The sequence below is a fragment of the Aeromicrobium sp. YIM 150415 genome (assembly GCF_016918125.1).
GTDB lineage: Bacteria > Actinomycetota > Actinomycetes > Propionibacteriales > Nocardioidaceae > Aeromicrobium > Aeromicrobium piscarium.
The window spans coordinates 100,284-126,676 of record NZ_JAERWM010000022.1 but is presented as its reverse complement, the minus strand read 5'-3'; the positions used below and the strand labels follow the sequence as shown (position 1 = coordinate 126,676).

At 68.2% G+C, this 26,393-nt stretch carries 26 protein-coding genes and 1 tRNA gene; 15 read left to right on the top strand and 12 right to left on the bottom strand.

Annotation, left to right across the window (positions count from 1 at the left end; translation table 11 throughout):
• Positions 1-15: 15 nt before the first annotated feature.
• A complete protein-coding gene (locus JL108_RS14300) occupies positions 16-1,188 on the bottom strand; it encodes a PEP/pyruvate-binding domain-containing protein (RefSeq protein ID WP_205198896.1) in 1,173 nt (390 codons plus the stop codon).
• Positions 1,189-1,244: 56 nt separating this feature from the next.
• Between JL108_RS14300 and JL108_RS14295 the strand changes: the two genes are divergently transcribed.
• Together JL108_RS14295 and JL108_RS14290 are read left to right on the top strand one after the other, a co-directional pair.
• The gene (locus JL108_RS14295; RefSeq protein WP_205198895.1) at positions 1,245-1,640 is read left to right on the top strand and encodes a hypothetical protein; all 396 of its coding nucleotides are present in this window, start codon (positions 1,245-1,247) and stop codon (positions 1,638-1,640) included.
• A 20-nt stretch (positions 1,641-1,660) separates the two neighbouring features.
• On the top strand, positions 1,661-2,275 hold the full coding sequence (locus JL108_RS14290) for a transcriptional regulator (RefSeq protein WP_307837276.1): 615 nt from the start codon (positions 1,661-1,663) through the stop codon (positions 2,273-2,275).
• Between the two features lie 12 nt (positions 2,276-2,287).
• Here JL108_RS14290 and JL108_RS14285 read toward each other — a convergent pair whose 3' ends face one another.
• A complete protein-coding gene (locus JL108_RS14285) occupies positions 2,288-3,052 on the bottom strand; it encodes an SDR family oxidoreductase (RefSeq protein WP_205198893.1) in 765 nt (254 codons plus the stop codon).
• Between the two features lie 101 nt (positions 3,053-3,153).
• On the opposite strand from JL108_RS14285, the gene JL108_RS14280 reads away from it, so the two are divergent.
• Together JL108_RS14280 and JL108_RS14275 are read left to right on the top strand one after the other, a co-directional pair.
• Positions 3,154-4,002 carry a helix-turn-helix transcriptional regulator gene (locus JL108_RS14280; protein WP_205198892.1) on the top strand — a complete coding sequence of 283 codons (849 nt, stop codon included), beginning with the start codon at positions 3,154-3,156 and terminating at the stop codon, positions 4,000-4,002.
• Between the two features lie 27 nt (positions 4,003-4,029).
• Entirely contained in the window at positions 4,030-4,566 is a 537-nt protein-coding gene (locus JL108_RS14275) for a putative immunity protein (protein WP_205198891.1), read from the top strand.
• On the opposite strand, the gene JL108_RS14270 is transcribed toward JL108_RS14275, so the two are convergent.
• The gene (locus tag JL108_RS14270; RefSeq protein WP_205198890.1) at positions 4,529-5,122 is read right to left on the bottom strand and encodes an alpha/beta hydrolase; all 594 of its coding nucleotides are present in this window, start codon (positions 5,120-5,122) and stop codon (positions 4,529-4,531) included. The two genes, JL108_RS14275 and JL108_RS14270, sit on opposite strands and share 38 nt — an antisense overlap.
• Positions 5,123-5,183: 61 nt before the next feature.
• On the opposite strand from JL108_RS14270, the gene JL108_RS14265 reads away from it, so the two are divergent.
• Positions 5,184-5,534 carry a MerR family transcriptional regulator gene (locus tag JL108_RS14265; protein WP_205198889.1) on the top strand — a complete coding sequence of 117 codons (351 nt, stop codon included), beginning with the start codon at positions 5,184-5,186 and terminating at the stop codon, positions 5,532-5,534.
• Between the two features lie 9 nt (positions 5,535-5,543).
• Here JL108_RS14265 and JL108_RS14260 read toward each other — a convergent pair whose 3' ends face one another.
• Complete coding sequence (locus JL108_RS14260) at positions 5,544-6,731, bottom strand: HNH endonuclease signature motif containing protein (protein WP_205198888.1); 1,188 nt, start codon at positions 6,729-6,731, stop codon at positions 5,544-5,546.
• Positions 6,732-7,000: 269 nt separating this feature from the next.
• On the opposite strand from JL108_RS14260, the gene JL108_RS14255 reads away from it, so the two are divergent.
• Entirely contained in the window at positions 7,001-7,381 is a 381-nt protein-coding gene (locus JL108_RS14255) for a hypothetical protein (protein ID WP_205198887.1), read from the top strand.
• Positions 7,382-7,395: 14 nt separating this feature from the next.
• On the opposite strand, the gene JL108_RS14250 is transcribed toward JL108_RS14255, so the two are convergent.
• Both JL108_RS14250 and JL108_RS20525 read right to left on the bottom strand, forming a co-directional pair.
• Positions 7,396-8,070: a response regulator transcription factor gene (locus tag JL108_RS14250; protein WP_205198886.1), complete on the bottom strand. Its 675-nt coding sequence runs from the start codon at positions 8,068-8,070 to the stop codon at positions 7,396-7,398.
• Positions 8,063-9,337 (bottom strand): sensor histidine kinase, encoded by a 1,275-nt coding sequence (locus JL108_RS20525; protein WP_205198885.1) that lies wholly within the window; start codon positions 9,335-9,337, stop codon positions 8,063-8,065. Before JL108_RS20525 ends, JL108_RS14250 begins: the two co-directional genes overlap by 8 nt.
• Before the next feature lie 110 nt (positions 9,338-9,447).
• Between JL108_RS20525 and JL108_RS14240 the strand changes: the two genes are divergently transcribed.
• From JL108_RS14240 to JL108_RS20520, 4 genes are all read left to right on the top strand, one after another.
• Positions 9,448-10,197, top strand: a complete 750-nt coding sequence (locus tag JL108_RS14240) for an ABC transporter ATP-binding protein (protein ID WP_205198884.1) — start codon at positions 9,448-9,450, stop codon at positions 10,195-10,197.
• Positions 10,194-12,125, top strand: coding sequence for an FtsX-like permease family protein (locus JL108_RS14235; protein ID WP_205198883.1), 1,932 nt, complete (start codon positions 10,194-10,196; stop codon positions 12,123-12,125). The genes JL108_RS14240 and JL108_RS14235 overlap by 4 nt, the downstream gene beginning before the upstream one ends.
• An 81-nt stretch (positions 12,126-12,206) precedes the next feature.
• The gene (locus JL108_RS14230) at positions 12,207-12,971 is read left to right on the top strand and encodes an SDR family NAD(P)-dependent oxidoreductase (protein WP_205198882.1); all 765 of its coding nucleotides are present in this window, start codon (positions 12,207-12,209) and stop codon (positions 12,969-12,971) included.
• 65 nt (positions 12,972-13,036) lie between these two features.
• The gene (locus JL108_RS20520) at positions 13,037-15,622 is read left to right on the top strand and encodes a hypothetical protein (protein ID WP_205198881.1); all 2,586 of its coding nucleotides are present in this window, start codon (positions 13,037-13,039) and stop codon (positions 15,620-15,622) included.
• On the opposite strand, the gene JL108_RS14220 is transcribed toward JL108_RS20520, so the two are convergent.
• A complete protein-coding gene (locus tag JL108_RS14220) occupies positions 15,607-16,125 on the bottom strand; it encodes a hypothetical protein (RefSeq protein ID WP_205198880.1) in 519 nt (172 codons plus the stop codon). The genes JL108_RS20520 and JL108_RS14220 overlap by 16 nt on opposite strands.
• A 214-nt stretch (positions 16,126-16,339) precedes the next feature.
• Here JL108_RS14220 and JL108_RS14215 point away from each other — a divergent pair, with 214 nt between their 5' ends.
• Positions 16,340-16,543 (top strand): hypothetical protein, encoded by a 204-nt coding sequence (locus JL108_RS14215; RefSeq protein WP_205198879.1) that lies wholly within the window; start codon positions 16,340-16,342, stop codon positions 16,541-16,543.
• A gap of 714 nt (positions 16,544-17,257) precedes the next feature.
• Here the strand turns inward: JL108_RS14215 and JL108_RS14210 are convergent.
• The 4 genes from JL108_RS14210 to orn all read right to left on the bottom strand — a co-directional run bounded on the left by JL108_RS14210 (position 17,258) and on the right by orn (position 21,231).
• Positions 17,258-18,370: a hypothetical protein gene (locus JL108_RS14210; protein WP_205198878.1), complete on the bottom strand. Its 1,113-nt coding sequence runs from the start codon at positions 18,368-18,370 to the stop codon at positions 17,258-17,260.
• Positions 18,367-20,130: a translation initiation factor IF-2 N-terminal domain-containing protein gene (locus JL108_RS14205; RefSeq protein WP_205198973.1), complete on the bottom strand. Its 1,764-nt coding sequence runs from the start codon at positions 20,128-20,130 to the stop codon at positions 18,367-18,369. The genes JL108_RS14210 and JL108_RS14205 overlap by 4 nt, the downstream gene beginning before the upstream one ends.
• A 351-nt stretch (positions 20,131-20,481) precedes the next feature.
• A tRNA-His gene (locus JL108_RS14200) sits at positions 20,482-20,557 on the bottom strand.
• Positions 20,558-20,613: 56 nt separating this feature from the next.
• On the bottom strand, positions 20,614-21,231 hold the full coding sequence (gene orn, locus JL108_RS14195) for an oligoribonuclease (RefSeq protein ID WP_205198877.1): 618 nt from the start codon (positions 21,229-21,231) through the stop codon (positions 20,614-20,616).
• Positions 21,232-21,317: 86 nt separating this feature from the next.
• On the opposite strand from orn, the gene JL108_RS14190 reads away from it, so the two are divergent.
• Together JL108_RS14190 and JL108_RS14185 are read left to right on the top strand one after the other, a co-directional pair.
• Positions 21,318-22,076: a thioredoxin domain-containing protein gene (locus tag JL108_RS14190; RefSeq protein WP_205198876.1), complete on the top strand. Its 759-nt coding sequence runs from the start codon at positions 21,318-21,320 to the stop codon at positions 22,074-22,076.
• Between the two features lie 103 nt (positions 22,077-22,179).
• Positions 22,180-23,331: a glycoside hydrolase family 3 protein gene (locus JL108_RS14185; protein WP_205198875.1), complete on the top strand. Its 1,152-nt coding sequence runs from the start codon at positions 22,180-22,182 to the stop codon at positions 23,329-23,331.
• Positions 23,332-23,384: 53 nt separating this feature from the next.
• Here JL108_RS14185 and JL108_RS14180 read toward each other — a convergent pair whose 3' ends face one another.
• Positions 23,385-24,386 (bottom strand): hypothetical protein, encoded by a 1,002-nt coding sequence (locus JL108_RS14180; RefSeq protein WP_205198874.1) that lies wholly within the window; start codon positions 24,384-24,386, stop codon positions 23,385-23,387.
• Between the two features lie 107 nt (positions 24,387-24,493).
• On the opposite strand from JL108_RS14180, the gene JL108_RS14175 reads away from it, so the two are divergent.
• The gene (locus tag JL108_RS14175) at positions 24,494-25,705 is read left to right on the top strand and encodes a sensor histidine kinase (RefSeq protein WP_205198873.1); all 1,212 of its coding nucleotides are present in this window, start codon (positions 24,494-24,496) and stop codon (positions 25,703-25,705) included.
• Positions 25,702-26,364: a response regulator transcription factor gene (locus JL108_RS14170; RefSeq protein WP_205198872.1), complete on the top strand. Its 663-nt coding sequence runs from the start codon at positions 25,702-25,704 to the stop codon at positions 26,362-26,364. Before JL108_RS14175 ends, JL108_RS14170 begins: the two co-directional genes overlap by 4 nt.
• Positions 26,365-26,393 lie beyond the last annotated feature (29 nt).

The window sequence follows — 26,393 nt, the reverse complement described above, 5'->3', positions numbered from 1 at the left end:
GGCCTTTCGTGAGTGTCAGCGATCTTGGACGATGGCGCCGGTCGTGCCGTCCACGGTGACCGGCACACCGTCCTTCAGCCGGCGGGTGGCCTCGGGGACACCGAGCACGGCAGGCACGCCCAGCTCGCGCGCGACGATGGCCGCGTGCGAGAGCACGCCGCCGGTCTCGGTGATGACTGCCGTGACCATCCGCAGCAGCGGCGTCCACGCGGGTGTCGTGAAGGAGCAGACGAGGACATCGCCGTGTCGCACCCGGGCGAAATCGTCGGGACCGCCGACGATCCGTGCGGGACCCGTCGCCGTGCCGTGGCTGCCGGGGGTGCCGGACCCGAGCGGGGAGCCGGGATGGGACGGCGGAGGGCTGGCCGTGATCGGCCGGGCCTGGAGGATCCAGAGGCGGTCGTCGGCCACGGCCCATTCGATGTCCTGCGGCGCGCCGAGGAGCTCGGCGATCTCGCGTCCGAGCTCGGCGAGGCGGCGAGCTGTCGGGTCGCCGATGGCGGGTCGGAGACGGTCGTCGGTGGGCACGTCGCGGGTGACCAGCCGCTGGCCGTCCCGGTCGACTCGGGTGTGCTTGTCGGCGATGGTCCGGTCGAGCGAGCCGTCGGACTCGACGTAGAACGCGTCCGGGGTGACGGTGCCGCCGACGATGCTGGAACCGAGTCCCCACGCTGCCTCGATCGTGGTGGCGGCGGTGGGATCCTCCGGAGTGAACATCACCCCGGAGGCGTCGGCATCGACGAGCCGTTGGACGAGCACGCCCATCGCCGGCGTCTCCGCTGCCTCCACCCTCGGTGAGTCCTCGCGGTAGGCGGCGGCGATGGGGGAGTGCAGGGAGTCCCAACAGGCTCGGACGGCGACGGCGACCTCGTCGATCCCCTGGACGGCGAGGAAGGTCTCGTGCTGGCCGGCGGCGGACCGGGTGGCGGTGTCCTCGTCGGTGGCCGAGGAGCGGACGGCCAGCGGTCGATCGCCGAGCTCCCGGAGCCTCCTTTCGAACTGGTCGCGAGTGTCCGTCGACGCGAACAGGGAGGGTGCGTCGACGCTGCTTGCGGCGGCTGCGCGGTAGGCGTCGGTGGTGAGAGCGATGCCGTCCGGCACGGGGAGGCCGGCGCGCAGTAGCCGGCCGAGCGTGCCTGCCTTGCCGCCCGAGCTCTCGGGTGTGGCATCGATCAGCGCCACGAACATGTGAATCCTTCAACAATATATTGACAATGTTTCGTTGATTCTGCAGGATCGACCCCATGGCACGCAACCACCACGCCGACGGCACCGCCGAAGCCGACCGAGCGCAGGCGCTCCGCGAGCAGGAGGCGCGGGAACGCCTGGTGCGTCTCGGTGCGGATCGGCTCGAGTCCCCGCCGTGGCGACCGCCGCCGGTGCCGGCCTCGGCCGTCGACCTCGCGAATTTCGCTCTGTGGCGCTCGGGCGACCTGGCGGAGGAGGAGCTGCTCAGCGCACTTGCCCTCCTGCCCGCCGCGAGGGCCGAGGTGGAAGGGCTCGAATCCGGCCTGCTGTTCATCGCACGCAGCGCCGGGCTCACCTGGGCGCAGATCGCCGAGGCCATGGGCTTCAACTCGCCGCAGGCCTGCCAGCAGCACTACCACCGGCTGGCGGCGCGCCGCGACGGCGCCGGATGAGTCACCCGTCGCCTCCGGACGTGCTCGTGCTCCACGCGGTTCGAGTGCTGGGCTTCGCCGAGGACACCGCGCTGGCGCGGCGCTTCGGCCTCGACCCGGACGAGACCACCGAGCTGCTGCTCGACGCCGAGGCGCGCGGGTGGGTACGCCACGGCGAGTTCGCCGGACACCGAGGCTGGTCGCTGACCGAGGCGGGTAAAGAGCGGAACGAGCGGCTGCTCGCGGCCGAGCTCATCGAGGCGGGAGCCGTCGAGCAGGTGCGGGACGTCTACCGCGCGTTCCTGCCGTGGAACGAGCGTCTCCAGCGAGCCTGCACGAACTGGCAGCTGAAGCCGATGTCAGGCGGCCGCTTCGAGCCCAATGATCACGCCGATCCCGCCTGGGATGACAGCGTCCTCGACGATCTCGGCGAGATCGAGGGCGCCCTCGTTGACCTGGATCACCGGCTGGCCGGCGTGCTCGCGCGGTTCGCGGGCTACCACCGGCGCTTCGGTGAGGCGTTGCAGCGAGTCCGGGACGGCGACCGTGCCTGGATCGACCGTTCCGATATCGACTCGTGTCACCGGGTGTGGTTCGAGCTGCACGAGGACCTGGTCGCCACGCTCGGCATCGACCGTGCCGCCGAGTCCTCCTGAATCAGGCGCGTGTCAGCTGGTGTGCCGATCGCGGCGATTGAGGGCGGCGACCACATCGTCGTAGTCGCCGCGAGCCTCGCCGTAGCGCAGGAACTTCACCCTCTCGACCTGGATCTCGCGTGCCTCGGGCTGGGCCTCGATCAGCGTCATGACCTCGTCGGCGAAGTCGTCGAGGGGCATGGCGGACTCGTTCTCGCGGTGCCCGGGCATCAAGTCGGTGCGGACCGCGGGCGGGACGAGTTCGACGACCTGGACGGTCGTGTCGACGAGCTGGAGACGTAACGACTCGCTGAGCTGGTGGATGGCCGCCTTGGTGGCGTTGTAGCTCGGCGTGGCTCGCAGGGGTGCGAAGGCGAGGCCGGAGGAGACGGTCATGATCGTCGCCGTCGGCCGGGTGCGGAGGTGCTCGATGAAGGCGCCGATGAGACGGATGGTGCCGAGCAGGTTCGTGGTGACCGTCTCCTCGGCGGTGGCCATGAATCCGGCGGGATCAGTCCAATCCTCGACCCGCATCACCCCGGCCATCGTGACGAGGACGTTCAGGTCCGGGTGCGCCTCGATCACCTCTGCGGAGGCGCGCCGGATGGCCGCCGGATCGGTGACGTCGATCTCGACGGTGCGGAGACCCGGGTGGGTCGCGCTGATCTCGTCGAGCCTCCCCCTGCGCCGGCCGCCGATGATGACGGTGTTGCCTTTCTCGTGCAGTCGCAGCGCGAGGGCCAGACCGATGCCGCTGGTGGCGCCGGGGATGAAGACGGTGTTCCCTGAGATGTCCATGTCTGAAGTCTTCGCTCTGCGGCCGCGCTGTTCCAGGGAGCGTTATGCGGGGGATCGCCGATCCCTGGTTCGGCGACCGGCGCTGCGGCGATACTGCTGAGGTGGACCGTGATGCTCTCGCCGCCTTCCTCCTGCGCCGCCGTGCCGCCCTCCAGCCCGCCGATGTCGGACTGAGCGCGGGTCCGCGACGGCGGACCGCGGGGTTGCGACGTGAGGAGGTCGCGCATCTTGCGGCGATGTCGACCGACTACTACACGCGGCTGGAGCAGCGGCGTGGCCCCCAGCCGAGTACGCAGATGCTCGCATCGGTCGCGCGGGCCCTCCGCCTGACAGCGGATGAGCGTGACTACTTGTACCGCGTCGCGGGCCATGACGCCCCCGATCGAGCCGCGCGTACCGATCACATCGCGCCAGGATTGCTGCGGGTGCTCGACCGTTTGACGGACACGCCGGCGCTGATCCTCTCCGCGCTCGGCGAGACCCTCGTCCAGAACGGTCCGGCACGGGCCTTGTTCGGCGACACGAGCCGGCTGACCGGATTCGAGCGCAGCAACATCTACCGCTGGTTCGCGAACCCCGACCAGGAGCGGCAGCGGTATCCCGCACACGACCACGACCGGCAGAGCCGTGCTCAGGTGGCATCGCTGAGGGTGGCCTACGGCAGGCTCGGGGCCGAGTCGCGCGCTGGAGAGCTGGTGCGCGAGCTGAGCCGCCGCAGCCCGGAGTTCGCCCGGCTGTGGGATGAGCACGAGGTCAGGCGCCGCTTCGACGACCACAAGGTGCTGGTCCATCCCGAGCTGGGGGAGATCGAGGTGGACTGTCAGGCCCTCTTCACCGAGGACGAGTCCCAGGTGCTCCTCGTCCTCACCGCGGCGCCGCGCACCGAGGCCGCGAGCAAGCTCGATCTCCTCGCGGTGCTCGGCACTCAGCGCCTCGTCGCGGAGGGGTAGGGGAGCGGTCCGTGGAAGGATGCGTGGGTGTCCTCCGCTCAGACCCTCAGTGACGCAGACCGACGGATCGCCGCTCGGTGGGCGGCGGAGTGCGCCGAGCGCGTTCTGCCGCTGTTCACCGCGGAGGCACCCGACGATGAGCGCATCCCCGATGCCATCGCCCGCACGCGCGCATTCGCCCGCGGCGAGAGCACGGCCGCCGAGGAGATCCGTCAGCGGATGATCGCCGTCAAGGCCGCCAGCGCCGCGACGTCCCCGGCTGGCGCGGCGGCGGCCCGGGCAGCGGCGCAGGCTTCCGCGGTGGCGCACATGGGGGCTCATGCGCTGGGTGCGGCGGCCTATGCGGCCAAGGCCGTCTCCCTCGCCTCTCCCGGGCAGCCCGAGGCGATGCGCGACGAGGTCCGCTGGCAGCTCGGTCGGCTGACGGAGGCCGAGCGCATGGTGCTGCGACAGCTGCCGGCGGTGGGACAGGCTTCGGGCGGACCGCTCGGTCCAGGGCTGCTGACCAGAGGCGTCCTCGGCGAGGTCATCCGCGCGATCCAGGCGGACGTGGGGTGGTCATGACGGCGTCGTAAGCCGAGGGGAGCGCGGTGATCCCGTCGGCGGCGAGGAAGTGTCCCGCGCCGGGCACGACCTGTGCTGAGGTGCCTAGGAGGCCGGCCAGCTGGTCGGTGAGGGCGGGCGGCACGAGCGGGTCGTCATCGGACCGGATGACGGTGAGATGACCGATGTGGCCGCTGAGGCCTGTCACATCGCATCCGTCACCGATGAAGGCATCGAGCTCGGGAAGTCCGGGCAGCCGGTCGACGAAGCCCGAGACGAGCACGAGGGTGCCCAGACACCAGGGAGCGGGCAGGGAACGCAGATACCGCAGCGTCGTCAGGCAGCCGAGACTGTGCGCGATGATGATCGACTGCTCGTCCGGGACTCCCAGGGTCTCGCGCACGGTCCGCTCCCATCGGTGGGGATCTGGGGCGAGCGGATCGGGGAGTGCGGGGATCGTCGTCGGTATGCCGTCCGCGCGGAGTTGTGCTGCGAGCCAGGCGAACCAGTGGTCGTGGGGGGTGGCTCCGTAGCCGTGGAAGATGGCGGCGCGCTGGCGTGTTGTCTCGGAGGTCATGTCACGGGACGGTAGGAGTTCACGCCGGCGTGAAGGTCAAGTCGAGCAGGAGGAGCGGACGATGCGGATCGGCGAACTCGCCGCACTGACGGGAGTGAGCGCACGAGCGCTGCGCCACTACGAGGATCGAGGGTTGCTGCTCCCCGCTCGCACGAGTGGCGGCTACCGCGACTATGCCGACGAGGACGTGACTCGCGTCGCGCAGATCACCGCGATGATCGCGGCGGGTGTGGGAACCGCGACCATGAAGCGTTACCTCGACTGCGTACGCGTGGGGGATCACGGCGCGTCACTGGAGATGTGTCCGGACCTGCGGGCGGAGCTCGATTCGTTGGCGTATCGGCTGGAAGTCAAGCAGGCCGAGCTCCGCGAGACGCAGCAGCGGTTGAGCGAGCTCACGTCCGCCGGCTGATGCGCCAGGTCAGCTGGCGTGGGCGAGCTGTCGTCGTCGGTGGCGTGGGTCGGCTCCGGGGAGGAGGCGGCCTTGGCGGTCGGTGAATTCGTGGGTCGTGGGGTCGATGACCAAGCTCCCAGCGTGGACCGCTCTATGGCATCTCGGACATAGTCCGATCAGGTTGGCCAGGTCGGTGGGTCCACCGCGGGACCACCAGATGATGTGATGGATATGCACCACGGGTGCCCGGCATCCAGGCGAGGCGCATTGGTGTCCTTGTCGGGCGAGGACCGCAGTCCGTTGCCTGGGCGTCGCCAACCGGCTAGACCTGCCGACGTCCAGGACTCCGTCCTTACCCCCGACCGCGACTGGGGTGATGTCGGCTTCGCAGATCATCTCCTGCAGCTGGCGGATGCCGATGGTCCCGAACCCCACCAACTCACCGGACCCGCTGTCGTTCATCAACGTCGACGCGTCGATCGTCAGGGCCAGGTGCGGACGCACCCCCTTATCGCGCGGTAGCCCGCTCTCCAACACCGAGTCCAGGAGACGTTCCAGCCCGTCGACCCGCCGTTGGGCACTCGTGCGAGGATCATCGGCGCCCTGGGGCGCGGACAGCGACTGCAACAACGTGGTGAGTTTCGCGCCGGTGGTGGAGTTGAGGAACCCGTTGATGTGAACACCGTCGGGGACGGGGTTGACCTGGATATCCTCACGGGCCATGTCATCGATCCACGCCTGATCCAGTTCATCGGGATACACCGCATCCCGCAACGCACGGACCACCTGACGCAATGCGGCAGGCTCGGCCGACGCGGCGACGTCGAGAAGTTGAGGAAGCAGGTCACGGGTGTGCCCCGGTCCGACATGCGTCACCGCATACGACAGGTGCTTCACATGCTCCAACGACACCTCGCCAGCCGAGGCGAGTTTCGCGGCCTCGGGGATCTGACGCAACGTCACACCGGACCTAACCAGTTCATTAGCGCGACGACTACTCACCCGCAACTGATCACGCAACCATGCCTTGACGGAGCTATACCCCTCGACCTCGTGCTCGAGGGTCTCGGACATCTCAGCGGTCAGTTGAGCCTGGGCCGCGTCCACCGCATTCCGCACCTCTTCGAGCGCCCGTAGCGCATCCGTCGAGGGCGCGAACGCCTCCAACAACGCTGCGGTGTCCCGCAGCCGCTGCGCCAGATCCCCCGAACTCATACACCTATAGTATCGAACAAGCGTTCGAACATCAAGAGATGGTGAGACCTTTTCCGGCGGACTGCCGGGGGTACGGAAGATGTGACTCCAGGGTCGCCCCAGCAACCGCAGAAACACATCTCCCGTCCAGTCAGTGACGGATGGTGATGCGAGGCGCGCACACGTCGTGACGTACCTCCGTGCCGCCGCCGGTGGTGGAGCTAGGTCTACCTCCAAGACTCCGGGTCGGGGGATGCCGTCGGTGCTCGATCCGGACTGGAATGGAAGGCATGAAGACACTCTCTCGCAGCAGCGCCATCGGACTGGCCCTCGTCGTCGCGATCACCTTGACGGGGTGCTCGTCCGGCGGCCATTCGGAACAGGAGTCCTTCGGGTTCGACGGCGAGACGCTCAATGTCGTCCACGACAACTCGTATATGCCCATCAATGTTGCGAGAGGTGCCGGTGACGGGGAGGTGACCGTCGAGGTGACGACGCAGACACTCGGACAAAGCCCCGAGACACCTGCCTGGTCCCTCACCGACGGCGTGCTGAACCTCGGCACGCCATGCGGGGGCAGCATCGTCGGCTACTGCGAGGCCAGTTATTCGATCCAGGTCCCGGACGGCACCGAGGTGCTCGTCAACGGACAGCCGGCCTCGCTCGGCTGAGAAGCCGGACGATGTCACGCGCTCTGCCCGCGCAGATAGGCCAGGACCGCCGCCACGCGGCGGTTCTGGTCGTCATTCGGGGGCAGATCGAGCTTCATCATGATGTTGCCGATGTGCTTGACGACGGCGGCCTCGGAGACGAACAACAGTCGGGCGATCGCGGCATTGGAGTGCCCCTCGGCCATGACCGCCAGCACCTCGCGCTCGCGCGGTGTGAGCCGTTCGAGCGGGTCACGGCGACGCGCGATCAGCTGGTTGATGACCGCCGGATCGACCGCCGTGCCACCCGCGTGGACGCGGCGCAGCGTCGCGGCGAAGTCCTTCACATCGCTGACGCGGTCCTTCAGCAGATAGCCGATGCCCGCGCCGCCGGAGCTGTCGAGCAGCTCGGCGACATAGCTCTGCTCGACGTACTGGCTCAGCACCACGACCGGCAGCGTCGGGTCCTCCTCGCGCAGGCGCACCGCCGCGGTGAGTCCCTCGCTCTGGAACTCAGGCGGCATCCGTACGTCGGTGACCACCAGGTCCGGGGCCGTGGCATGGACCGCGTCGACGAGGTCGCCGGGGGCGCCCACAGCCGCGACGACGACGAAGTCGTTGCGCTCGAGCAGCACCTGGAGCCCCTCGCGCAGCAGCGTGTTGTCCTCGGCGATCGCCACTCTGAGCGCCTCGGGGCCGGCCTCACTCATCGGGGTTCTCCTCGGGGATGGCCAGTGTGATGGTCACGGTCGTCGGGCCGCCGAGAGGCGAGTCGACGACGAGTGTGCCGTCGAACGCGGCGATACGGTCGGCGATGCCGGCGAGTCCGCCGTCGTCGTGGTGGGCTGATCCGGCGCCACCGCCGCCGTCGTCCCGCACGCTGACGCGCACCGATCCGTCCGGCATCGCCTCCAGGAGGACCTCCGCGTGATCGGCGCCGCTGTGCTTGACCACATTGGTGAGCAGCTCTGCCGCGCAGAAGTACAGGCTCGTCTCGACATCGGCGGGCAGCCGGTGTGGAAGACGGTCCTCGACGGCGATGGGCAGTGTGAGGGTGTCGGCGAGCTCCCCGACGGCGGCACCGAGGCCGTGATCGACGAGGACCTGCGGATGGATGTTGCGCACGAACCGGCGCATCGCCTCCAGCGTCCGGCGCGTCTGATCCTGAGCGCGGACCACGTCCTCGCGACCCGGGGCCCCGGCGGGCATGTCGGCAAGTGCGAGCCCGAGCGTCATGCTCACCGACATCAGCTGCGGCTGGACGCCGTCGTGCAGGTCGCGCTCGATGCGGCGGCGCTCGACGTCGAAGGCCCGTACGAGACGTGTGCGCGACCGTGCGGTCATCGCGAGGTCGAGCTGCAGGCGCTGCTCGGGGCGGGTCAGCACCTGTGCGACCAATGAGGCGTGCCACCGAGCGATGCTCGGTGACGCCAGCACGAAGGTCGTCAGCAGCGCCAGTCCGACGAGGGCCGCCAGCAGCGACTCGGGCAGCGTGTCGATCGTGAAGGGACCGATGACGATCTGGTCGCCGGTCGTGACGAGGAAGGGCCCGGCCACGGTCACCGCCGAGCCGACCACGACCAGGAAGCCCAGTACGGCGGCGGCACCGCCGAGGGTCAGCATGACCGCGGCGTACGCCATCGGACGGATGAGGGTGCGAGGCTCGGTGAGCCGGACGACGGGGACGCCGGGCACCGGACGGTTCAGCACGGCGGCCGAGCCGTGCCAGTCGGCGGTCGCGAGAGCGCCGGCGACCAGCGGGAGTCCCGCGCCGAGCAGCGCCAGGCCGGCGACGACGAGGACACCGACCCCTCCCGTCCCACGATCGCCGTCGGCCAGCGCGACCGCGATCGGCGTTCCCAGCGCGGCCACCACGGCCATGGCGACGAGGGTTCGCACACCGACGGCAGACACGTAGAACGTCCCGCGCCACCGGCCGATGGCCGGCGGCGACTCCCGCTCAGGTGTCGCTGTCACCCCGTCATCGTAGGATCGCGACGACACCCGGCGCGGTAGGGCCAGCTCTACCGTCGATCGATGATCCGGCCCCACTGCGCGCGGGGCCGCCCCCGCGATGTGCTGGATGCATGAACACATCCGCCCCGCCCAGCACCGTGCTGCACCTCCACGAGGTGACCCGCACCTATCAGTCCGGCTCCACGACGCTCACCGCCCTGGATCGCATCACCCTCGGCTGTCGGCGTGGTTCCTGGACGGCGGTCATGGGGCCGTCCGGATCGGGCAAGTCGACGCTGTTGAACTGCGCCGCCGGGCTCGACAGCCCCGACACGGGGCAGGTGCATCTCGACGGCCGCGATATCGCCGGCCTCGGCGACGATGTCCTCACCCGGATGCGGCGGACCGATATCGGCTTCGTCTTCCAGCAGTTCAATCTCGTGGCGGCGCTGACGGCGACGCAGAACGTCATGCTGCCGTTGCGCCTGGCCGGCCGCAAGGATGCCGGCGCGGTGGCCGTCGAGGCGCTCAGCACGCTGGGGCTGGGGAGCCACCTGGATCACAAGCCGCGGGAGCTCTCGGGCGGCCAGCAGCAGCGAGTCGCCATCGCCCGGGCGCTCGCGACGGAGCCGAGCATCCTCTTCGCCGACGAGCCCACCGGTGCTCTCGACAGCGCCTCGGCCGGCACGGTCCTGGACGTGCTGCGCGAGCTGGTCGACGAGCGAGCGCAGACCATCGTGATGGTCACCCACGATCCGGCGGCGGCGGCCCGCGCCGATCATGTGGCCTTCCTGCGCGACGGCCGGCTCGTCACGACCTTGAGCGGGGCGGACACGAGCCAGATCGCCGCGACCCTCGCCGACCTGGAGACTCTGCGATGATCCCGCTCGCTCTGCGCACCTTCGCCGACCGGTGGCAGCTCTTCGTCGGCACGGTCCTGGCGGTCACGGCAGGTGTCGCCATCGTGCACGCGGGCATGACGATCATCCTCGGCGTCGAGAACGCCGTCCCGCCGGACGGGTCGACCCCGGCGGAGGCCGAGGCCTTCCAGCAGGCGGCCAGCGGCGCCAGCACGCTCACCGGCATGACGGTGATGCTGGGCGCCTTCCTGACGATCTTCGTCGTCGGCTCCACCTTCAACTTCGCCGTCGACCAGCGCCGCGGCGATCTGGCGATCCTGCGTCTCGGGGGAGTCACCTCGCGTCAGGTGCGCCGGTTGTTGCTGGCCGAGGCACTCCTCACCGCCGTCATCGGAGCCGCCGTCGGTGGCCTGCTCGGCGTGGCGCTGACCGGTGTGCAGAGCAGGATCCTCGCCTCGCTCGGCACCTTCCCGGAGGAGCTGGCGACGCCCATCCGCCCGGCGATCCTGGTGCTCGACCTCGTGGTCGCGGGCGTGGTCTGTCTCGCCGGTGCCTGGGGCGGGGCGCGCCGGGCGACGGCGATCAGCCCCTTGGACGCGCTGCGCCGGACTCACGACACCCAGCGCGTGATGACCGTGCGGCGCTGGATCGTGGCCGCGGTCGCCGTCGCGCTCACCGCCGTGCAGACCTACTTCTCGGCGACGACGGGCGGCATGCTGATCCCGCTGCTGCTCGGTCTGGGCATCGTGATCACCGCGTCGGTCGCGATGAGCCGGCTGTCGCCTTTGCTCGTGCCGGCCGTGGCGCTGGTGCTCATGCCGTGGGCTCGTCGTTCACCGGTCGCGGACCTCGCCGTCGCGAACCTGCGCGACGCCATCCGCCGCACCGCGTCGTGCGCGGCGCCGATGATCGTGCTGGTCAGCCTCGTGATGGGTCTCCAGGGGATCCTCGACACTCAGACGGAGGCGTCGGCGACCGAGGCGACGCAGCTCCTGGACGCCGATCTGGTCGCCCAGGGTGAGGACCTCGACCTGGAGGCGGTCGACGCCATCGACGGGATCGCGCTCGCGGCCCCCGAGACCGTCGTGCCGCTCGCGATCCGCCTGACCTCGGGTGGCATGACCACGAACGGTCCCGGCACGGTCGTCGCGGTCGATCCCGCGGCCTTCGGTGCCACGCACCTCCAGCGGCCCGACAGCGGAGATGTCGCGGAGTTCGGACCGGACGGCGTCGTCTTCGGTCCGGGCCTGGACAGCACGATGATCCGCGGCCACTACGACGAGATCGTGCTCGATGTTGATGGCGAGACGGTGTCGCTCCGTGAGGCGGCGCGGATGGGAGAGACCCTGGCCGGCAGCGACGGCTTCTATATCGACCGCGCGATCCTGCCGCCCGAGGTGCTCGACCGGGCGACCACCGTTCTCGTCCAGTTGGAGCCCGGCGCGGACGCCGGGGTCGTCGGGCAGCGGCTCGCCGAGGCGGGAGCGACGAACGTGCTGACGCCCGCTGAGCTCTCCGCGGAGGAGGACAGCGTGTCCGCACGCGAGAACCGTGCCGTGATGGCCGCCATCGTGGGCCTCGGCAGCGTCTACGCGCTCATCAGCGTGCTGAGCACCCTCGCCATCGCGATCGGACAGCGCCGCGTGGAGCTGGCCACGCTCCGTCTCACGGGCCTGACCCGTCGGCAGGTGCAGCGCACCACGGTCGTCGAGGCGCTCGCCGCCACCGGCATCGGCCTCCTCCTCGGAGCCGTCGCCGCGGTCCTCGCACTGGTCGGGCTCTGGGCCGCGACGCAGCGCGTCTACGGCACTCCGGTGATCGCCATCCCGTGGACGCTCCTCGGTGCCATCACCGTGCTGACGACGGTGCTCACCGTGGCCACGGCGATGCTGGCCACACGAGGCGCCATGCGGATCCCGCCCGTCCAGGCGCTGGGCACCCGGGAATGAGGTGTTCGTTCGGATCGAACACCCGCCGAACGCCTTCAGGATGAGACCGGCAAAGCGCCGGGTGCCTACCGAGGAGCAGACATGGGACGTTTCGATGGCCGCACGGCAGTGGTAACGGGTGGGACGAGCGGGATCGGTCGGGCGATCGCGATCCTCCTCGGCGAGCAGGGGGTGCGCGTGTACATCGCCGGCCGAGACGAGGAGCGCGGAACATCGGTGGCACACGAGGTGACGTCGCGTGGTGGAGACGGCCGTTTCGTCCGCACCGACGTGGCAGACGATGCCCAGGTGGCATCGCTCGCGGCGACAGCCGCCGCGGACGGTCCGATCGACTATTGGTTCTCCAATGCCGGTGTCGAGGGGCCGATCGGGCCCATGGAGACGTGGGACGACGTAGCGCTGCGGAGTGTGCTCGATGTCAATCTCAAGGGAGTGCTCTCGGGGCTGCGTCATGCATCGCGACACCTGGCCCAGGGCGGCGCGATCGTCAACACCGCCTCCTTCGTCGGCACCGCGCTGCCGGTGCCGATCGCCGTGCCCTATGCCGCCGCCAAGGCGGGGGTCGTGGCGGCGGGCCGCAGCGCCGCGCCGCTGTTGGCCGAGGTGGGGATCGCCGTCTACACGCTCTGCCCGTGGGTGATCGACACGCCGATGGTCGACCGGCTTACCGGCGGAGCTCCGGACGACAAGGCCGGGTTCGCCGCCGGTTTCGCGCCCAGCGGCCGGCTCACCTCGGTCGAGGAGGTGGCGAGTGTCGCCCTCGACCTCCTCGACGGTCGCCTGTCGGCGCGCAGTGGGGATGCGTACCTCGTCGATGCCGGACCGGCGGTGACGCTGGTCGAGTAGGTCCGCGGGCCCGGGGCGAGCAGTAGGATCGGCGGAACCTCATCAGCACGAAGCGGAGCGCGGCTGTGCCACACCACCTCACCCCGGCAGAGGCTGCGCCGCGCCTGCTGCACGGCCGCGATGCTGAGCTCTCCGAGATCTCCGAGCTCGTGCTCTCCCATCCGCTCGTCAGCCTCACCGGGCCCGGCGGTGTCGGCAAGTCCAGCCTCGCCGATGTCGTCGCCGGCGGGGTGGAGGAGGCCTTCGTCGACGGGGTGGTGATGGTCCGGCTCGCGGAGGTCCGGCCCGGCGCGGTGCTGGACGCGATGTCCGCCGCTGTCGAGCTGCCTCGCACCGGCGGTGGGGATCGCATCACGGCCTTGGTCCGGTGGCTCAGGCCTCGACGGATGCTGCTGGTCATCGACAACTGCGAGCACGTGCTCGATGAAGTGGCGGCGATCCTCGTCCCGCTCCTCGACGATGCCGCAGGTGGGAGCGAGCGTCGCGCTCACGTCCTCGCCACGAGCCGTCGTCTGCTGGGGCTGGTCGGCGAGCAGGCGTTCCACGTCGCGCCGCTCGCCCTGCCCGCAGCGGGCGACCCTCCGGAGGGGATCGCCGGCTCCGCGAGCGCCGTGCTCTTCGTCGAGCGCGCCCGTGACCGGGACCGAGGGTTCGTCGTCCCGGAGGGACAGTGGTCGTCCCTCGGCGAGCTCTGCCGACGACTCGACGGGCTGCCGTTGGCCCTCGAGCTCGCCGCGGGCAAGGCCAGCGCTCTCGGCATCCCGCGCCTGCTGGCCCGCCTGGAGAAGGACCTCGATGTGGTGAGCCGGTCCTCCGAGGGCACGAGCCGCTTGCGCAGCGTCGAGGCGGTCTACGACTGGAGCGAGCAGCTGCTGTCCGAGCGTGAGCGCACCCTGTTGCGACGGCTATCGGTGTTCACGGGCAGTTTCAGCATCGAGGCGGTCGACGCCGTGCTGGGGACGTCCGGGACCCTCGGCGAGTGGGACGACGCCCTGACTGCCTTAGTCGAGTCGTCGCTGGTCGTGCGCGACCACCACCACGACCGGTACCGCCTCCTGGAGACCGTCCGCCAACTCGCCGGCGAGCGTTGGGAGGAGGGGGATGCGTCGGACGAGGTACGTCGTCGCCATGCATCGCACTACCTCACCGTCGCGATCCGTGCGGGGGACGGGTTCAAGGACGGCCCCGAGCGCGAATGGCTCGAAGGGCTCGGCCCCGATGAGCCCAATCTGCGCGCTGCCCTCGACCACGCGCTGCATCGTGACGGCACCGACCGGGAGCTCGCGGTCCAGGGCCTCGCGGCCGCCGCGAATCTGCCGCTGTACTGGTGGACGCGCAGCCAGCATCGCGAGGGCTTCGACCGATTGCGTTCCGCGCTGGAGACGGCAGGCGACGCCGCCCCGACGGAGCTGCGGGCCGCGGGCCTGTTCGGCATGGCCTTCCTCTGGGCGCACGACGGCGACGACTGGCCGACCGCGGCGATCTATCTGCGGGAGGGCATCGATCTCCTCGGCGGTGCCGTGGCGGAGCCGGGGGAGACGCCCATCCTCGGCTACCTCCTGTGTCTCCTCGGCGAGGCGCATGCCGTCGGCGGAGACACCCGCGAGGCGGTGGAGCTCACCCGACGAGGACGCGATCTGATCGCCCGGTATCGGGACCCGTGGGGGTTGGCCTTCGCCGAATGGAATGTCGGCTTCGCCGCGCAGTGTGCGGGGGATCTGGAGGGGGCGGAGCGGCACTACCGCGAGATGATCCACATCCAGTCCGCGTACGGCAGTCGGCTGGAGTTGATGATCGGCCACAACAGCCTCGGTGAGCTCGCTGAGCGTCGAGGCGACCACGAGGCGGCCCGTGAGCACTATGTCCGGGGACTCGATCTGCGACGCAATCTGGGAGCGATCCGGCTGGGGTACGCGCACGGGTCTCTGCCCTTGTCGCTGCTCGCGCTGGCCAGGGTCTCGCGCGCCCTCGGCGATGACGCCGCCGCTCGCGCCTATGCGAGCGAGAGCCAGGCCGCGGCGACGCAGATGCAGGACGGGCCGACGGCCGACGCATGCGCCCGGGAGCTGATGCTGCTCAGCGCAGGACCCGTGCGTGCCGAGCTGCGGCGTCAGGGAGCCGGCTGGGTCGTCGGAATCGGGGGAGAGTCGACGGTGCTCGCCGACTCCAAGGGATTACGGCATCTGCACCGTCTGGTGACGCGCCCTGAGACCCCGATCTCCGCGACCGTCCTGGCGGGCCTGGCGGATGGCGCGGGGCGGCTGGGTGGCGATGCCGGGACGGTGCTGGACCGTCGCGCGGTGGCCGAGTACCGGGCGAGGCTCGAGGCACTCGATGCCGAGATCGACGAGGCCGCGCAGGACGGTCACGAGACGCGATTGCGCGTGGCCCAGGACGAGCGGGACGCGTTGATCGCCGAGCTGGGGCGCGGCACAGGGCTGGGCGGGCGGCTGCGGGTGGACAAGTCCGACGCCGAGCGGGCGCGGATCAATGTGACGCGCACCGTGCGTGAGGCGATCGAGCGGATCGGTGCCGACTGTCCCAGGCTGGCCGAGCACCTTCGCGCTTCGGTCAAGACCGGCACCTGGTGTGCCTACCACCCGACGGTCGCGGTCAGCTGGAACGATGACGGGGGTCAGGAGGCGCCGTAGGCGTCCGCGGCCTGCCAGAACTCCTCGGATGGTGTGGCGACGGTCTGCTGGTCAAAGAAGGACCCGTCGGTGAAGCTCAGCCGGAGGTGACCGCGGGCGGTGCGTTTGCCGGTGTCGGCGATCGAGGTGATGTCCTCACGGGGGATGCGGGCGACGAGGTCCGGCGAGGTCTTCTTCGCGCCGAGCCCGAAGCGCCAGAGCGTCACCGAGCCTTCAGCGAGGGCCAGGACGAGCGGCTCGCTACCGCGCGGCAGCGAACCGGCGACGGTGCCCTCCTCGCCGCCGATGTGCCGATTCTCGACGAACCGATCGATGAGGTGATGGGCGCCCTTCTGTGCGAGATCGACGACATCGCGGGGTGCCTTCGACGGCCGGTCGGGCTCGGAAGCGGACGCGATCACCACGACATGAGCCAGGTACTGATCGTCACCGAGCTGCTCGCGCAGCACCGGGGAGTGGTCGGGGCCGGCGAGCGCCCCCTTGACCTTGTCGAACAATCCCATCGTTGTGCCCGCCTCTCTACGGATGACTCGCCTCGGATGAGGTTAGCAATGTCCGGCGGCAGTGGCGCCCTCTCCACGGACGGTCCTGATCTGGCCGAGGGAGATCGGATCAGAAACCCGTAGAACTACGGGGTGATAGTTCTTCCGGGCGGTGTGAGGATGAGCTCGCCGTGATCACCCTGATCACCCTCAACCACGCTGCAAGGAGACAACAATGAAGTCGAAATTCGTGGGAGTGCTCGCACCTCTCTTCGTCATCGGGGGCCTGTCGTTCGCGGGAGGGACCGTGACCTCCGCTGCCGGACCGGCGACGTCCACGGGCGGTGCCACGGTCCATGCGGCGGTATACAGCTGCGGCCCCAGCTGCTACACCGATGACCCCACCTGGAAGCCCGGTCAGAAGCGCTCCCAGTACTGACCCGCTCGACGCGACGCCGGCTTCAGGGCCCCTCGGTCGCAACGCGGTGACCCCGTCAGCATGGCGCTGGCGGGGTCTTGCCGTTCCAGGTTCGCCTCTACCGTTGTAGAGGGTTCGACAACTTTCCCCGGGAGGGAAACACTGGCTACACGATTGAATCACGGGGTTTGTCGCGAGTGCCGGAAGCCGATGGGGCACGTTCAAGGGCCTGTCGTTCGGAGAATCGAGGCGGCTCAATTTTACCCGGCGATCGAGAGGCCGATCGCTTAACAGGGACTACCTCCTAGGTGCCGGTATCGAGGAGCTGACCGACTGCTACGGAATTCACGGGCGATAGCTTTCGCGCACGTTCGTCGCCGAAACGTCACGCGGCGTCGTGCGGGACTAGGCGTTCACGAGGAGGCTGAGGCGCACAAGCTCTAACGGGACGGAATCTCGATACGGGTGATTGCCCGGCGCATGGAACTGGTCGAAAGACCGTCCGTACGGCGCTGGTCCGTGCTGATGCCGTGTCCACGGCTGAATGGTCGCCACTTCGGCCCTGGCATGGACCAGGAAGACTCGTTCGGTGGCGTTCTTGCCGCCCAAGACGGGCCCCGCACCCCGGCGTGGAAGCTTCAGCATGCGTGCCTTGCCCTCTCGCGCAGGGCATCGGGATTCGCAGGATGCGCGGCCTCGCTCGCCACGCCTCTCATCGTTTGTCTTTCAAGCGATTCAGCCGAGGGCACGTTGAACTTGCGATAGCCACATTCGCACCACTTCTCTATCACTGTGATTGAAATGTCGCATATGGGAAAGCCGATTCCGGACGGGTACCACATCCTGCTTAAACTTCATCCAGAAGATGCGTGGCTGCTCAAGATTCGCGAACTTCGCCGAGGTCACCACGTCAATTAGCTCTCCGAGAGTCAGCCATTCAATCGGATCGCGCAATCCTTTGACTGACTTAATTGCTACAGAGCCATCGTTTTGCGCCCGGCCTAAAACTCTTTCATTGAGATCTTGATTAAAAATACTTCCTCGCCACTTGGGTCCGAGATCCGATATTGCCTTCGAACGAAGAGAGCGACGAATAATACGCTCAATAGCCCATAGGTCTTCCGATATGGCAGCCAACTCCGCCTGGGGCCTAATCTGGCAGGAAAGTGTTGATGCGAGTTGCGCCTTCAGCTCCGAGAATAGAAGCGGCGTGGATAACCGATATGCCGTGCCTTCGTGATATTGGACAAGGCCGGCTCCGCGAAGTGCCTCGATCTCCCGAGCGTCGAGAATGTCGAACATAGTTGTGGCATCGAGTTGCGCGTCAAATAGTGCTCGATCGAGCGATGCGAGGACTCCCACGCCAAGCTCCGCTAGCGCAGAAGCGTACACATCCGACAGCAACTCGCCCGCGCGGACCGCTGGATACGCCGATCCGGGATCATTGCCCACGGTACTCATAAGCTCTAGGAAGAAGGGAGAGGCGTCCTGGATCAACGAACTGCCTGGCACGGGCGCAAAGGCAACGCGCGGCGCCCGCGACCAAAGACAGACCTCAATCCCGCGCTCGAGAAGCTCAGTAACAGTCGACCGCAACTCCCCTAGTGAGGGGCCAGCCTGGTGCTCGAGTGCGTATCTCTCGAGACCGGTCACATGCACACGTGTGTCGTCGTAGTTCGTCCTGAGATTCTCAAAACGAACTACGGTAGAGTTTTCGGCGTCCAGGATGAGGTCCGTCAAACCGTCATACACCGCGCCATGTTGAACAAACAACAGATTGAAACGTCGCAAACGTCCATGAAGCGCGGCTTTTACTATCGTTGCCTGCGCTCGTAGTTCGTCATTCATAGGAGCTGAAGTACGGGTGTAAGTTCGAAATGGTGATCGCGGCGCTCCACTAGGCCAAGATTTAGTAGATGTCCAAGCGCGGACGGCAGCTCATTCGCGTATGTTGCAAAGTCCTCGGGACTCGACTCCAGTACCTCAAGAAGAAAAGCTTCGTCCGGATAATATCTACGTACGTGATCTAACATCTCTTGCATGTGCCCAGCTATCACGAGTCGCCAGTCCTCCAATGTGCGCAGCACGTCGGTTCTGTCCATCTGTCGATGGAAGACCTCTATGGGGAGACTGTGTACGACGTTCGAGGCCAAGTGTCGATACAGGAAGGCGTGCCCTCCGGTCGCTTCATAGAGGGCCTCAAGCGCACTTTCCGTAATGGCGATTCCCATTCGACGCCCGACCGACCGCGCTAACTCATCAGCCTCGTGGCGCTCAAACGGCGAAACGAAGTTCGATTTCGCCCAAGAAAAGAGTGGGTTTGGCCGTCCGTATAGGCGGCCACTTTCTGTGATCGCACTTGTGAGACCGGATAGTACGAACGTGAAGTTCGAGTTCTCTTGTACTAAGCTTCGCAAAATTCCTAGAAATTGAGCGACTGGAGCCATTTCTCCCTCGCGGATATCGATCCGATCGGACGGCGTTAGGTACTCAATCTCATCGAGCATTAGAACCAGTTTTACACCGCTCTTGTTATTGCTCCGAAGAATTCTTTGAAGGGATCGCTTGAAGTCAGCCATTGTGGCATCGGCGGATAGGTCGCCCAGCTCCTTCGTTCGTAACCCGCGTGAGCGAAACTCGTCCAAAATGTCGGATCTAAGGTCTCGCAAAAGCTCCGGGATCGGGTCGTCAGGTGGGGATGGAAGGCTCTCGAGGTCGCGTAGCACCACGATAGTGGTCGGACTCTCCAGCATCTCCGACAATTGCGTCAGAACGCTGGTCTTTCCAGCCTTGCGAAGTCCGTATAGTCCGGTGACCCGCTGGTTTTGAATGTCGTCTTTCAGTGATTGCAGCAGCTTGCGCCTGCCGAAAAACCTTTCTCCGCGGACAGGGGTGGTTTCGTAGAAGAGGTCTCGCGAAAAGGTGTAATCGCGAAGGAGCGATACGAAGCTTACTGGATCATCTGGGTCCGCAAGGATGAGTGGGATGGTCAGAAACCCGCCGGTCGACCAATCGTCCACCTTCTCTCTCAGCCGCGGGTCAGGAGCCCAGAAGAATATTATGTCCGGTGTCACCTCTCGCGGAAGTTCAGCGCGGGCCTTCTGCGCCGCTTTGAATGTACGGATCTGCAGGTCTTTATGCCGACTGTAGAAAAACATCACTTCGCGCGTGAGGCCGAAGGCTGCCTCGATGGCGCCGCTGAATCGAACCAACGCCACATGACTGTCGTCGAATGACGGAACTTTGCACGGGCCGGCAAAAAATATCTGTGATCCGAGGCGCGCCAAGGCCTGCTGATGGTGCTCGGCGACCGGGAACTCACGTATGAGCTTTCCGACGTTTCGCAAGACGTCTTCATGTGACGGTGGTCTGACAGCTCCAGCGTTCCATCCGAGCACCCTGGAGGATGACGCACCTTTAAGGCGGTCTCCCACATCCCCGTATGCGAGGAGGACGCGGTCCGCGACATCGTCGCGGACCGTCGCGCTGGCACTTTGTGCGAACTCGCCAAGTTCCGCGAGCTTCTTAAGAACATCTGCCGATGGGACACCCAGTTGCTTCGCGAGCTCATGGACCCGAACACTCACTGCTTCTCCTCCCAGCCGCATGGTCACCTTCTCACGTCGGCTTGAGAATAGTCGGGCTTTCGGGATTTCGGGCTGTTTCGGCACAGCTTCATGTGACGAGCGCCCCCGCTACTTGGCCATCTCACAGCCTTGGTCGTGGCTAGCTGTCGGCACAGGCATCGCCGCGAACCGCCCTGACGGGGTTTGTCGCTGTCGAGCCCTGCAGCCGCGAACGCGCCATTCCGCCGCATACAATGGCTGACAGAAAGCCCCGGTGGACCTCTGATTTCGGTCACGTCGCCGGGGCTCAGTCATTTCTGCAGCAGGGGGCACGGCATCGCTGGCTTCTCCGAAAACGATGAACCCCAGCGTCTGCACGCTGGGGTTCATATCTGGGGTGGACGACGGGACTTGAACCCGCGACCACCGGCACCACAAGCCGGGGCTCTACCAACTGAGCTACGCCCACCATCGCTGCCTGCGCCAGAGGCGTGAACAGCGAGAGCAATCCTAGCGCAGAGTGCCTCAGGCGGTCTCGGAGGGGGTGGCCTTCTCGGTGATCTCCGCGGCGATGGCGCGGGCCGACTCCGAGTCGATCCCCGGGGAGGGCGTGAAGACGGCCTGGCGGTAGTAGCGCAGCTCGTCGATGCTCTCGCGGATATCGGCGAGAGCACGGTGGTTGCCGCCCTTCTCCGGGGCCGCGAAATAGGCCCGCGGGAACCAGTGGCGAGCCAGCTCCTTGATGCTCGACACGTCGACCACTCGGTAGTGCAGATGCTCCTCCAGCTCGTGCATGTCCCGGGCGATGAAGCCGCGGTCCGTGCCGATCGAGTTACCGGCCAGCGGCGCCTTGCGCGGCTCGGGGATGTACGCGCGCACGTACTCCAGGACCTGCTCCTCGGCCTCGCGCAGTGAGATGCCGGCATCGAGCTCGGTCAGCAGGCCCGACGTGGTGTGCATCTGCGTGACGACCTCGTTCATCTGCTCCAATGCCTCCTGAGGAGGCTTGATCACAAGATCCACGCCCTCCCCGAGCACCTCGAGGTCATAGTCGGTCACCAGGGCCGCCACCTCGATGAGAGCATCGTGCTCCAGCGATAGGCCGGTCATCTCACAGTCGATCCACACCAGTCGTTCGTTCACCCGGACACCTTACGTCGGATGATCATCCGATCGCCTCGGAGTGACTCGCTAGGCTTTCGGCGGACTTGTCGACTGAGGAGCCGAGAGTGACGAACGACCGCAAGAACCGCGCCGCACGTGCCGAACAGATGCGCAAGGAGCGTGAGAAGGCCGAACGCCGTCAGCGCAACATCATCTCCGTGGCGATCGTCGCCGTGGTCGTGGTGCTCGTCGGCATCGGCGGCTGGGCGATCATGAACGAGCGCGACAAGAACGAGCGCCAGACCGAGGTCGTCCAACCGGCCAACACCACCGACGACTACGGCATCGTGTACCAGCCCGCGGACGGCTCCGAGCCCCCCGAGGACGCGCCGGTCGTGCAGCTGTACGAGGACTTCCTCTGCCCCGCGTGCGGCCAGTTCGAGGCCGCCAACGGCCAGCAGATCCGCCAGCTCGCCGACAGCGGCGACATCCAGCTCGTCTACCAGCCCTACTCCTTCCTCGACCAGATGGGCGGCAGCACCAACGAGTACTCGCTGCGCGCCACCAATATCGCGATGTGCGCGCTCGACGAGGGCGGTCTCGAGGACTTCAACGCCGCCCACGACGCGCTGTTCGCCAACCAGCCCGGCGAAGGCGGCGCCGGTCCCTCGGATGCCGAGATCACCGGATGGCTCGAGGATGCCGGCGTGACCGTCGACGAGTCCTGCGTCCGCACGCAGAACTTCGGCGAGTGGGTCAAGGAGGCGCAGTCCTTCGGCCAGTCCGAGCACGGTGTGAGCGGTACGCCGACCATCCTCATCGACGGCGAGCCCCTCGAGGACCGCAGCATGGCGGGCATCCTCGCGGCCATCGGCAACGACTGAGCGCACTCGTCGCCTCGCATCCGACGGCGCCCCGGCTCGCCGAGCCGGGGCGCCGTCGCGCGCGGCGGTGGTGCTCAGCTGAGGCTCTGGCATGCTCGATGACATGGGGACACGCAGGTTCGTGGCGGCACTCGTCGTGCCGCTGGTGACCCTCCTGCCGCTCACCGCCTGCGATCCCGGCTCGTCCCCGGAGGCGGAGGACGAGCCGGCTCCCAGCAGCGCGCCGGAACCGTGCGGGGAGGACTACCTGGAGGGGCTGAGCGATCGCGACCGGCTCGCGCAGCTGCTGATGGTGGGCGTCCGCGGAACCGAGGACGCGGTCAGGGTGGTCAGCGACCACCATGTCGGTGGCGTCTTCATCGGCGGCTGGACCGATGTCTCCTTCCTCGACGACGAGCGCATCGGTGAGATGCAGGCCGCCAGCGACGTCCCGGTCATGGTCGCGATCGACGAGGAGGGCGGTCGCGTGTCCCGCGTCGCCGACCTGTTCGGTGCCATCCCTTCGGCTCGCGAGAGCGCGCGGACGATGGACCCCGACGAGGTGCGAGCCCTCGGTCGAGAGCGTGGCGAACAACTGGCCGGTCTCGGCATCACCGTCGACTTCGCTCCCGTCGTCGACGTCTCCGGACAGCCGGACGGGGGAGTGATCGGCGATCGCTCCTATAGCGACGATCCGGAGACTGTCACGACCTACGCCACGGCCTTCGCCGAAGGCCTCGACGATGCCGGTGTGCTCCCGGTGATCAAACACTTCCCCGGCCACGGGCGCGCGAGCGGCGACTCACACAGCGGGCTCGCCACCACGCCGCCGCTGGAGTCCCTGCGCGAGGACGAGTTCCTGCCCTACCAGCAGATGGTCGGCGCGCTGCCGCTCGGCGTCATGACGGGACATCTCGAGGTCCCCGGCCTGAGCCCGGCGGGGGAGCCCGCGAGTCTCAGTCCTCAGGTCATCGACGTGCTCCGCTCGGGCGACGGCGGACGATGGACCGGACACGACGGCGTGGTCTTCACCGACGATCTGAGCGGCATGAAGGCCATCACCGACCGCCACCCGGTGCCCGAGGCCGTCGAGCTCGCTCTCGCCGCGGGCAACGACATCGCCCTCTGGCTGTCCACGGACGAGGTGCCCGAGGTGCTCGACCATCTGGAGGCCGCCCTGGACGCCGGAGACCTCGATGCCGAGCAGGTCGACCGCTCGGTGCTCCGGGTCGCCCAGGCCAAAGGCGTCATCGACTGCGATCCGAGCGGCTCCTGACGCCGCGTACGCCAGCACCATGACGGTGCGGCGCCAGGCGGGCGACTCGACGGTCATCGGGCTTCGCCCGGTCCCCTGATCTCACCGCGGCGATCACGCGCCCTCGCCCAGTCGGCGAACAGGTGGGCGCCGGTGACCAGCAGCATCGCGCCCGCGATGGCCGCCACGGCGAAGACGGCGACCAGCCTGGCCGGTGCCTGGTCCTGCGCCACCGGTCCGGTGAGAGCGGAGGTCAGCAGCATCCACGCGCCCCAGCAGCCGACCGCCGACGACCCGATCCACGCGGCGGCCAGCGGGACCCAAGCAGCGAGCCGCCGGACACTCCGGAAGACGAGCACGAAGGCTCCCGCGAAGGCCAGCACCACGAGCCCGGCGTTCACGCCGTGGACGACGAGTGTCTGCGCATCGGTGGCGGCCTCCAGCCGGAACCAATGGGCCCCGCTCGCCCACCCAGCGTGGGTGAGGAAGGACAGCAGGCCGACCACCGCGGCGCCGATCACGGACAGCCTCGCGGCGGGGGAGGGCGCCGGCAGCTGCCGGACCGTTCCGCGCCACAGATAGCCCCATCGGCGCACGGCGTGCAGCACGAGCAGCGTCCCGAGTCCGAGCGCCTGGAGGCAGAAGCCGCCATAGACGACGGTGAAGACCCACGGCTCGAGGAAGTCCGGCGCGGCCGAGGCCTCCGACGACCCGACCAGGGACTGCAGCGGGAAGGCCACGACGATGGGAGCCAGCAGACCGGTCGCGACCCATAGGGGGCCGGCGATCAGCCAGGCGGGGATGCGGTGGCCCCACGGCCGGGCCAGCGCGAAGGCGAGGATGACGGCGGTGACGTCCATGAGGACGGTCAGTCCGTTCGCTGCGCGCATCGTGCCCTCGTGTCCCAGCAGCGCGCTGTCGGCCGGGATGCCGATGTGGCTGCCGAAGATCCAGGCAGTCTTGAGGACGAGGTACGGCAGGCAGGCGAGGACGGTCAGGACCAGTGCGCCCTCGCGTAGCGCGGTGATGCGAGCGGACGGTGGCCGCTCGGTGGATTCGGTCATCAGTGTGTTCATGCGGCCAGCCTCCTCGGAGCGAGCCCGTCCGGGCATCGTCCGCGAGTCGCGTGAGGGTCATCCTCGAGAGCGACTTCCGCGACCGGCGCGTCTCCTACGATGACCAGATGGACGAATCCCGTGGCGTCGCCTCGCTGGAGGCGTGGACCCGGCCACGGCCGTGGATCGCCGACGGCCTGCTCGCGGTCGTGCTGGCCGGTGTGCTGCTGCCCGCGAGCGTCGACGTCGTCGTCTCGTCCGAATGGCCGCCCGCCGTTCGCGCCGTGGCCATCGGGACTCTGGGTCTCGTGCATCTGTCCGTAGCGCTGCGCCGCCTCCTGCCGCGCGGCGCTTTCCTGGCCGCCTGCGGGGCGATGCTGGCACTCGTCGCCGTCCCGGACGCCGACGGGACCGCGATCCGGGCCGCGTACGGCACGGCCGTCCCGCTCGTGCTCGTCCCGAGCTCCCTCGTATTCTGCGTGCTGATGTACTCCGTCGCAGCCGCGCGGCCGGCCGTCGACGCTCTGCGCGCCCTCGCGATCGGAGCTGTAGGGGCGGTGCTGACGACGGCGCGGCTGTGGAGTGTCGAGGTGGCGTCGCTGGTCGAACTCGGGGCGGTCGTGTGGCGTTCGCTGGTGCTGCTGACGGTCGTCGCCGTCGTCGCGGTGCCCTGGCAGCTCGGACGTCTACGGTATCTGCGCGGCCAGTATCAGGCGGCGCTGGCCGACCGGGCACGTCAGGAGGAGCGGCAGCGCATCGCCCGCGAGCTGCACGACGTCGTCTCGCATTCGCTCGCGGTGATGGTCAGCCAGGCGGAGGGCGCCCGGATGATGATGGCCCGGGACCGGGAGGTCGTAGCGCCCGCGCTGGAGCGCATCGCGACCACCGGACAGGATGCGATGCGCGGCATGCGCGGGCTCCTGGACGCGCTCGATCCCGATACGGGTGAGCGCGCTCCGCAGCCGTCTCTCGCCGATCTCGGCGCATTGATCGAGAACGCGCGAGGCGCCGGGCTGGTCACGCACTATGCCGGTGAGCCGCCCCCGGAGGTCGAGCCGTCGGTCGGCTTGGTCGCCTACCGAGTCGTGCAAGAGGCGCTGACCAATGTGCTCAAGCACGTCGGCGCCGGGGCGGAGGTCGAGGTGGACCTCGTCGAGGCGGCCGGTGCGCTGGAGGTCCGGGTCCGCGACGACGGCGGACCGGGACTCGCTCCGGCGCCTGGGCGCGGACTCACCGGCATGCGTGAACGCGTCGAGGCCCTCGACGGCGATCTCGAGGCCGCGGCGGGGGAGAGGGGATTCGTCGTCATCGCACGCATCCCGACGAGGAGGGGAACATGAGTCCGATTCGTGTGATGGTCGTCGACGATCAAGATCTCGTTCGCGACGGGATCGCCATGATCATCGATTCCCAGGACGACCTGCGCGTCGTGGCACAGGCGACCGACGGCCACGATGCCGTCGAGACCGTGCGGCGCGTCCGGTGCGACGTGGTGCTGATGGACGTTCGCATGCCCGGGCTCGACGGCATCGGCGCCACCGAGCAGATCCGCGCGCTGCCCGACGGGCCCAGGGTGATCGTGCTGACGACCTTCGATCTCGACGAGCATGTCTTCTCGGCCCTGCGGGCCGGCGCCAGCGGCTTCCTGGTCAAGAGCTCACGCGCCGAGCAGGTGGCCGAAGCGGTGAGGGTCGTCCACCGTGGCGACTCGGTCATGGCGCCGAGCTCGACGCGGCGGCTGATCGATCACGTGCTGCCCTCGCTGCCGGGCTCGAGCGCCTCGCTCCCCGAACTCGCCCGGCTCACCGAGCGGGAGCGTGAGGTGCTCCTCGAGGTGGCCACCGGCGCCTCGAACGCCGAGATCGGTGCCCGGCTCTACCTCTCGGAGGCGACGGTCAAGACCCATGTCGGGCGCCTGCTCACCAAGCTCGGAGTGCGCGACCGGGTCCAGCTCGTCGTCCTGGCCTACGAACATGGCCTCGTTCGCCCGGACCGCTGATCCTCCGGCCCGGCCCGTCAGCGGGCGAT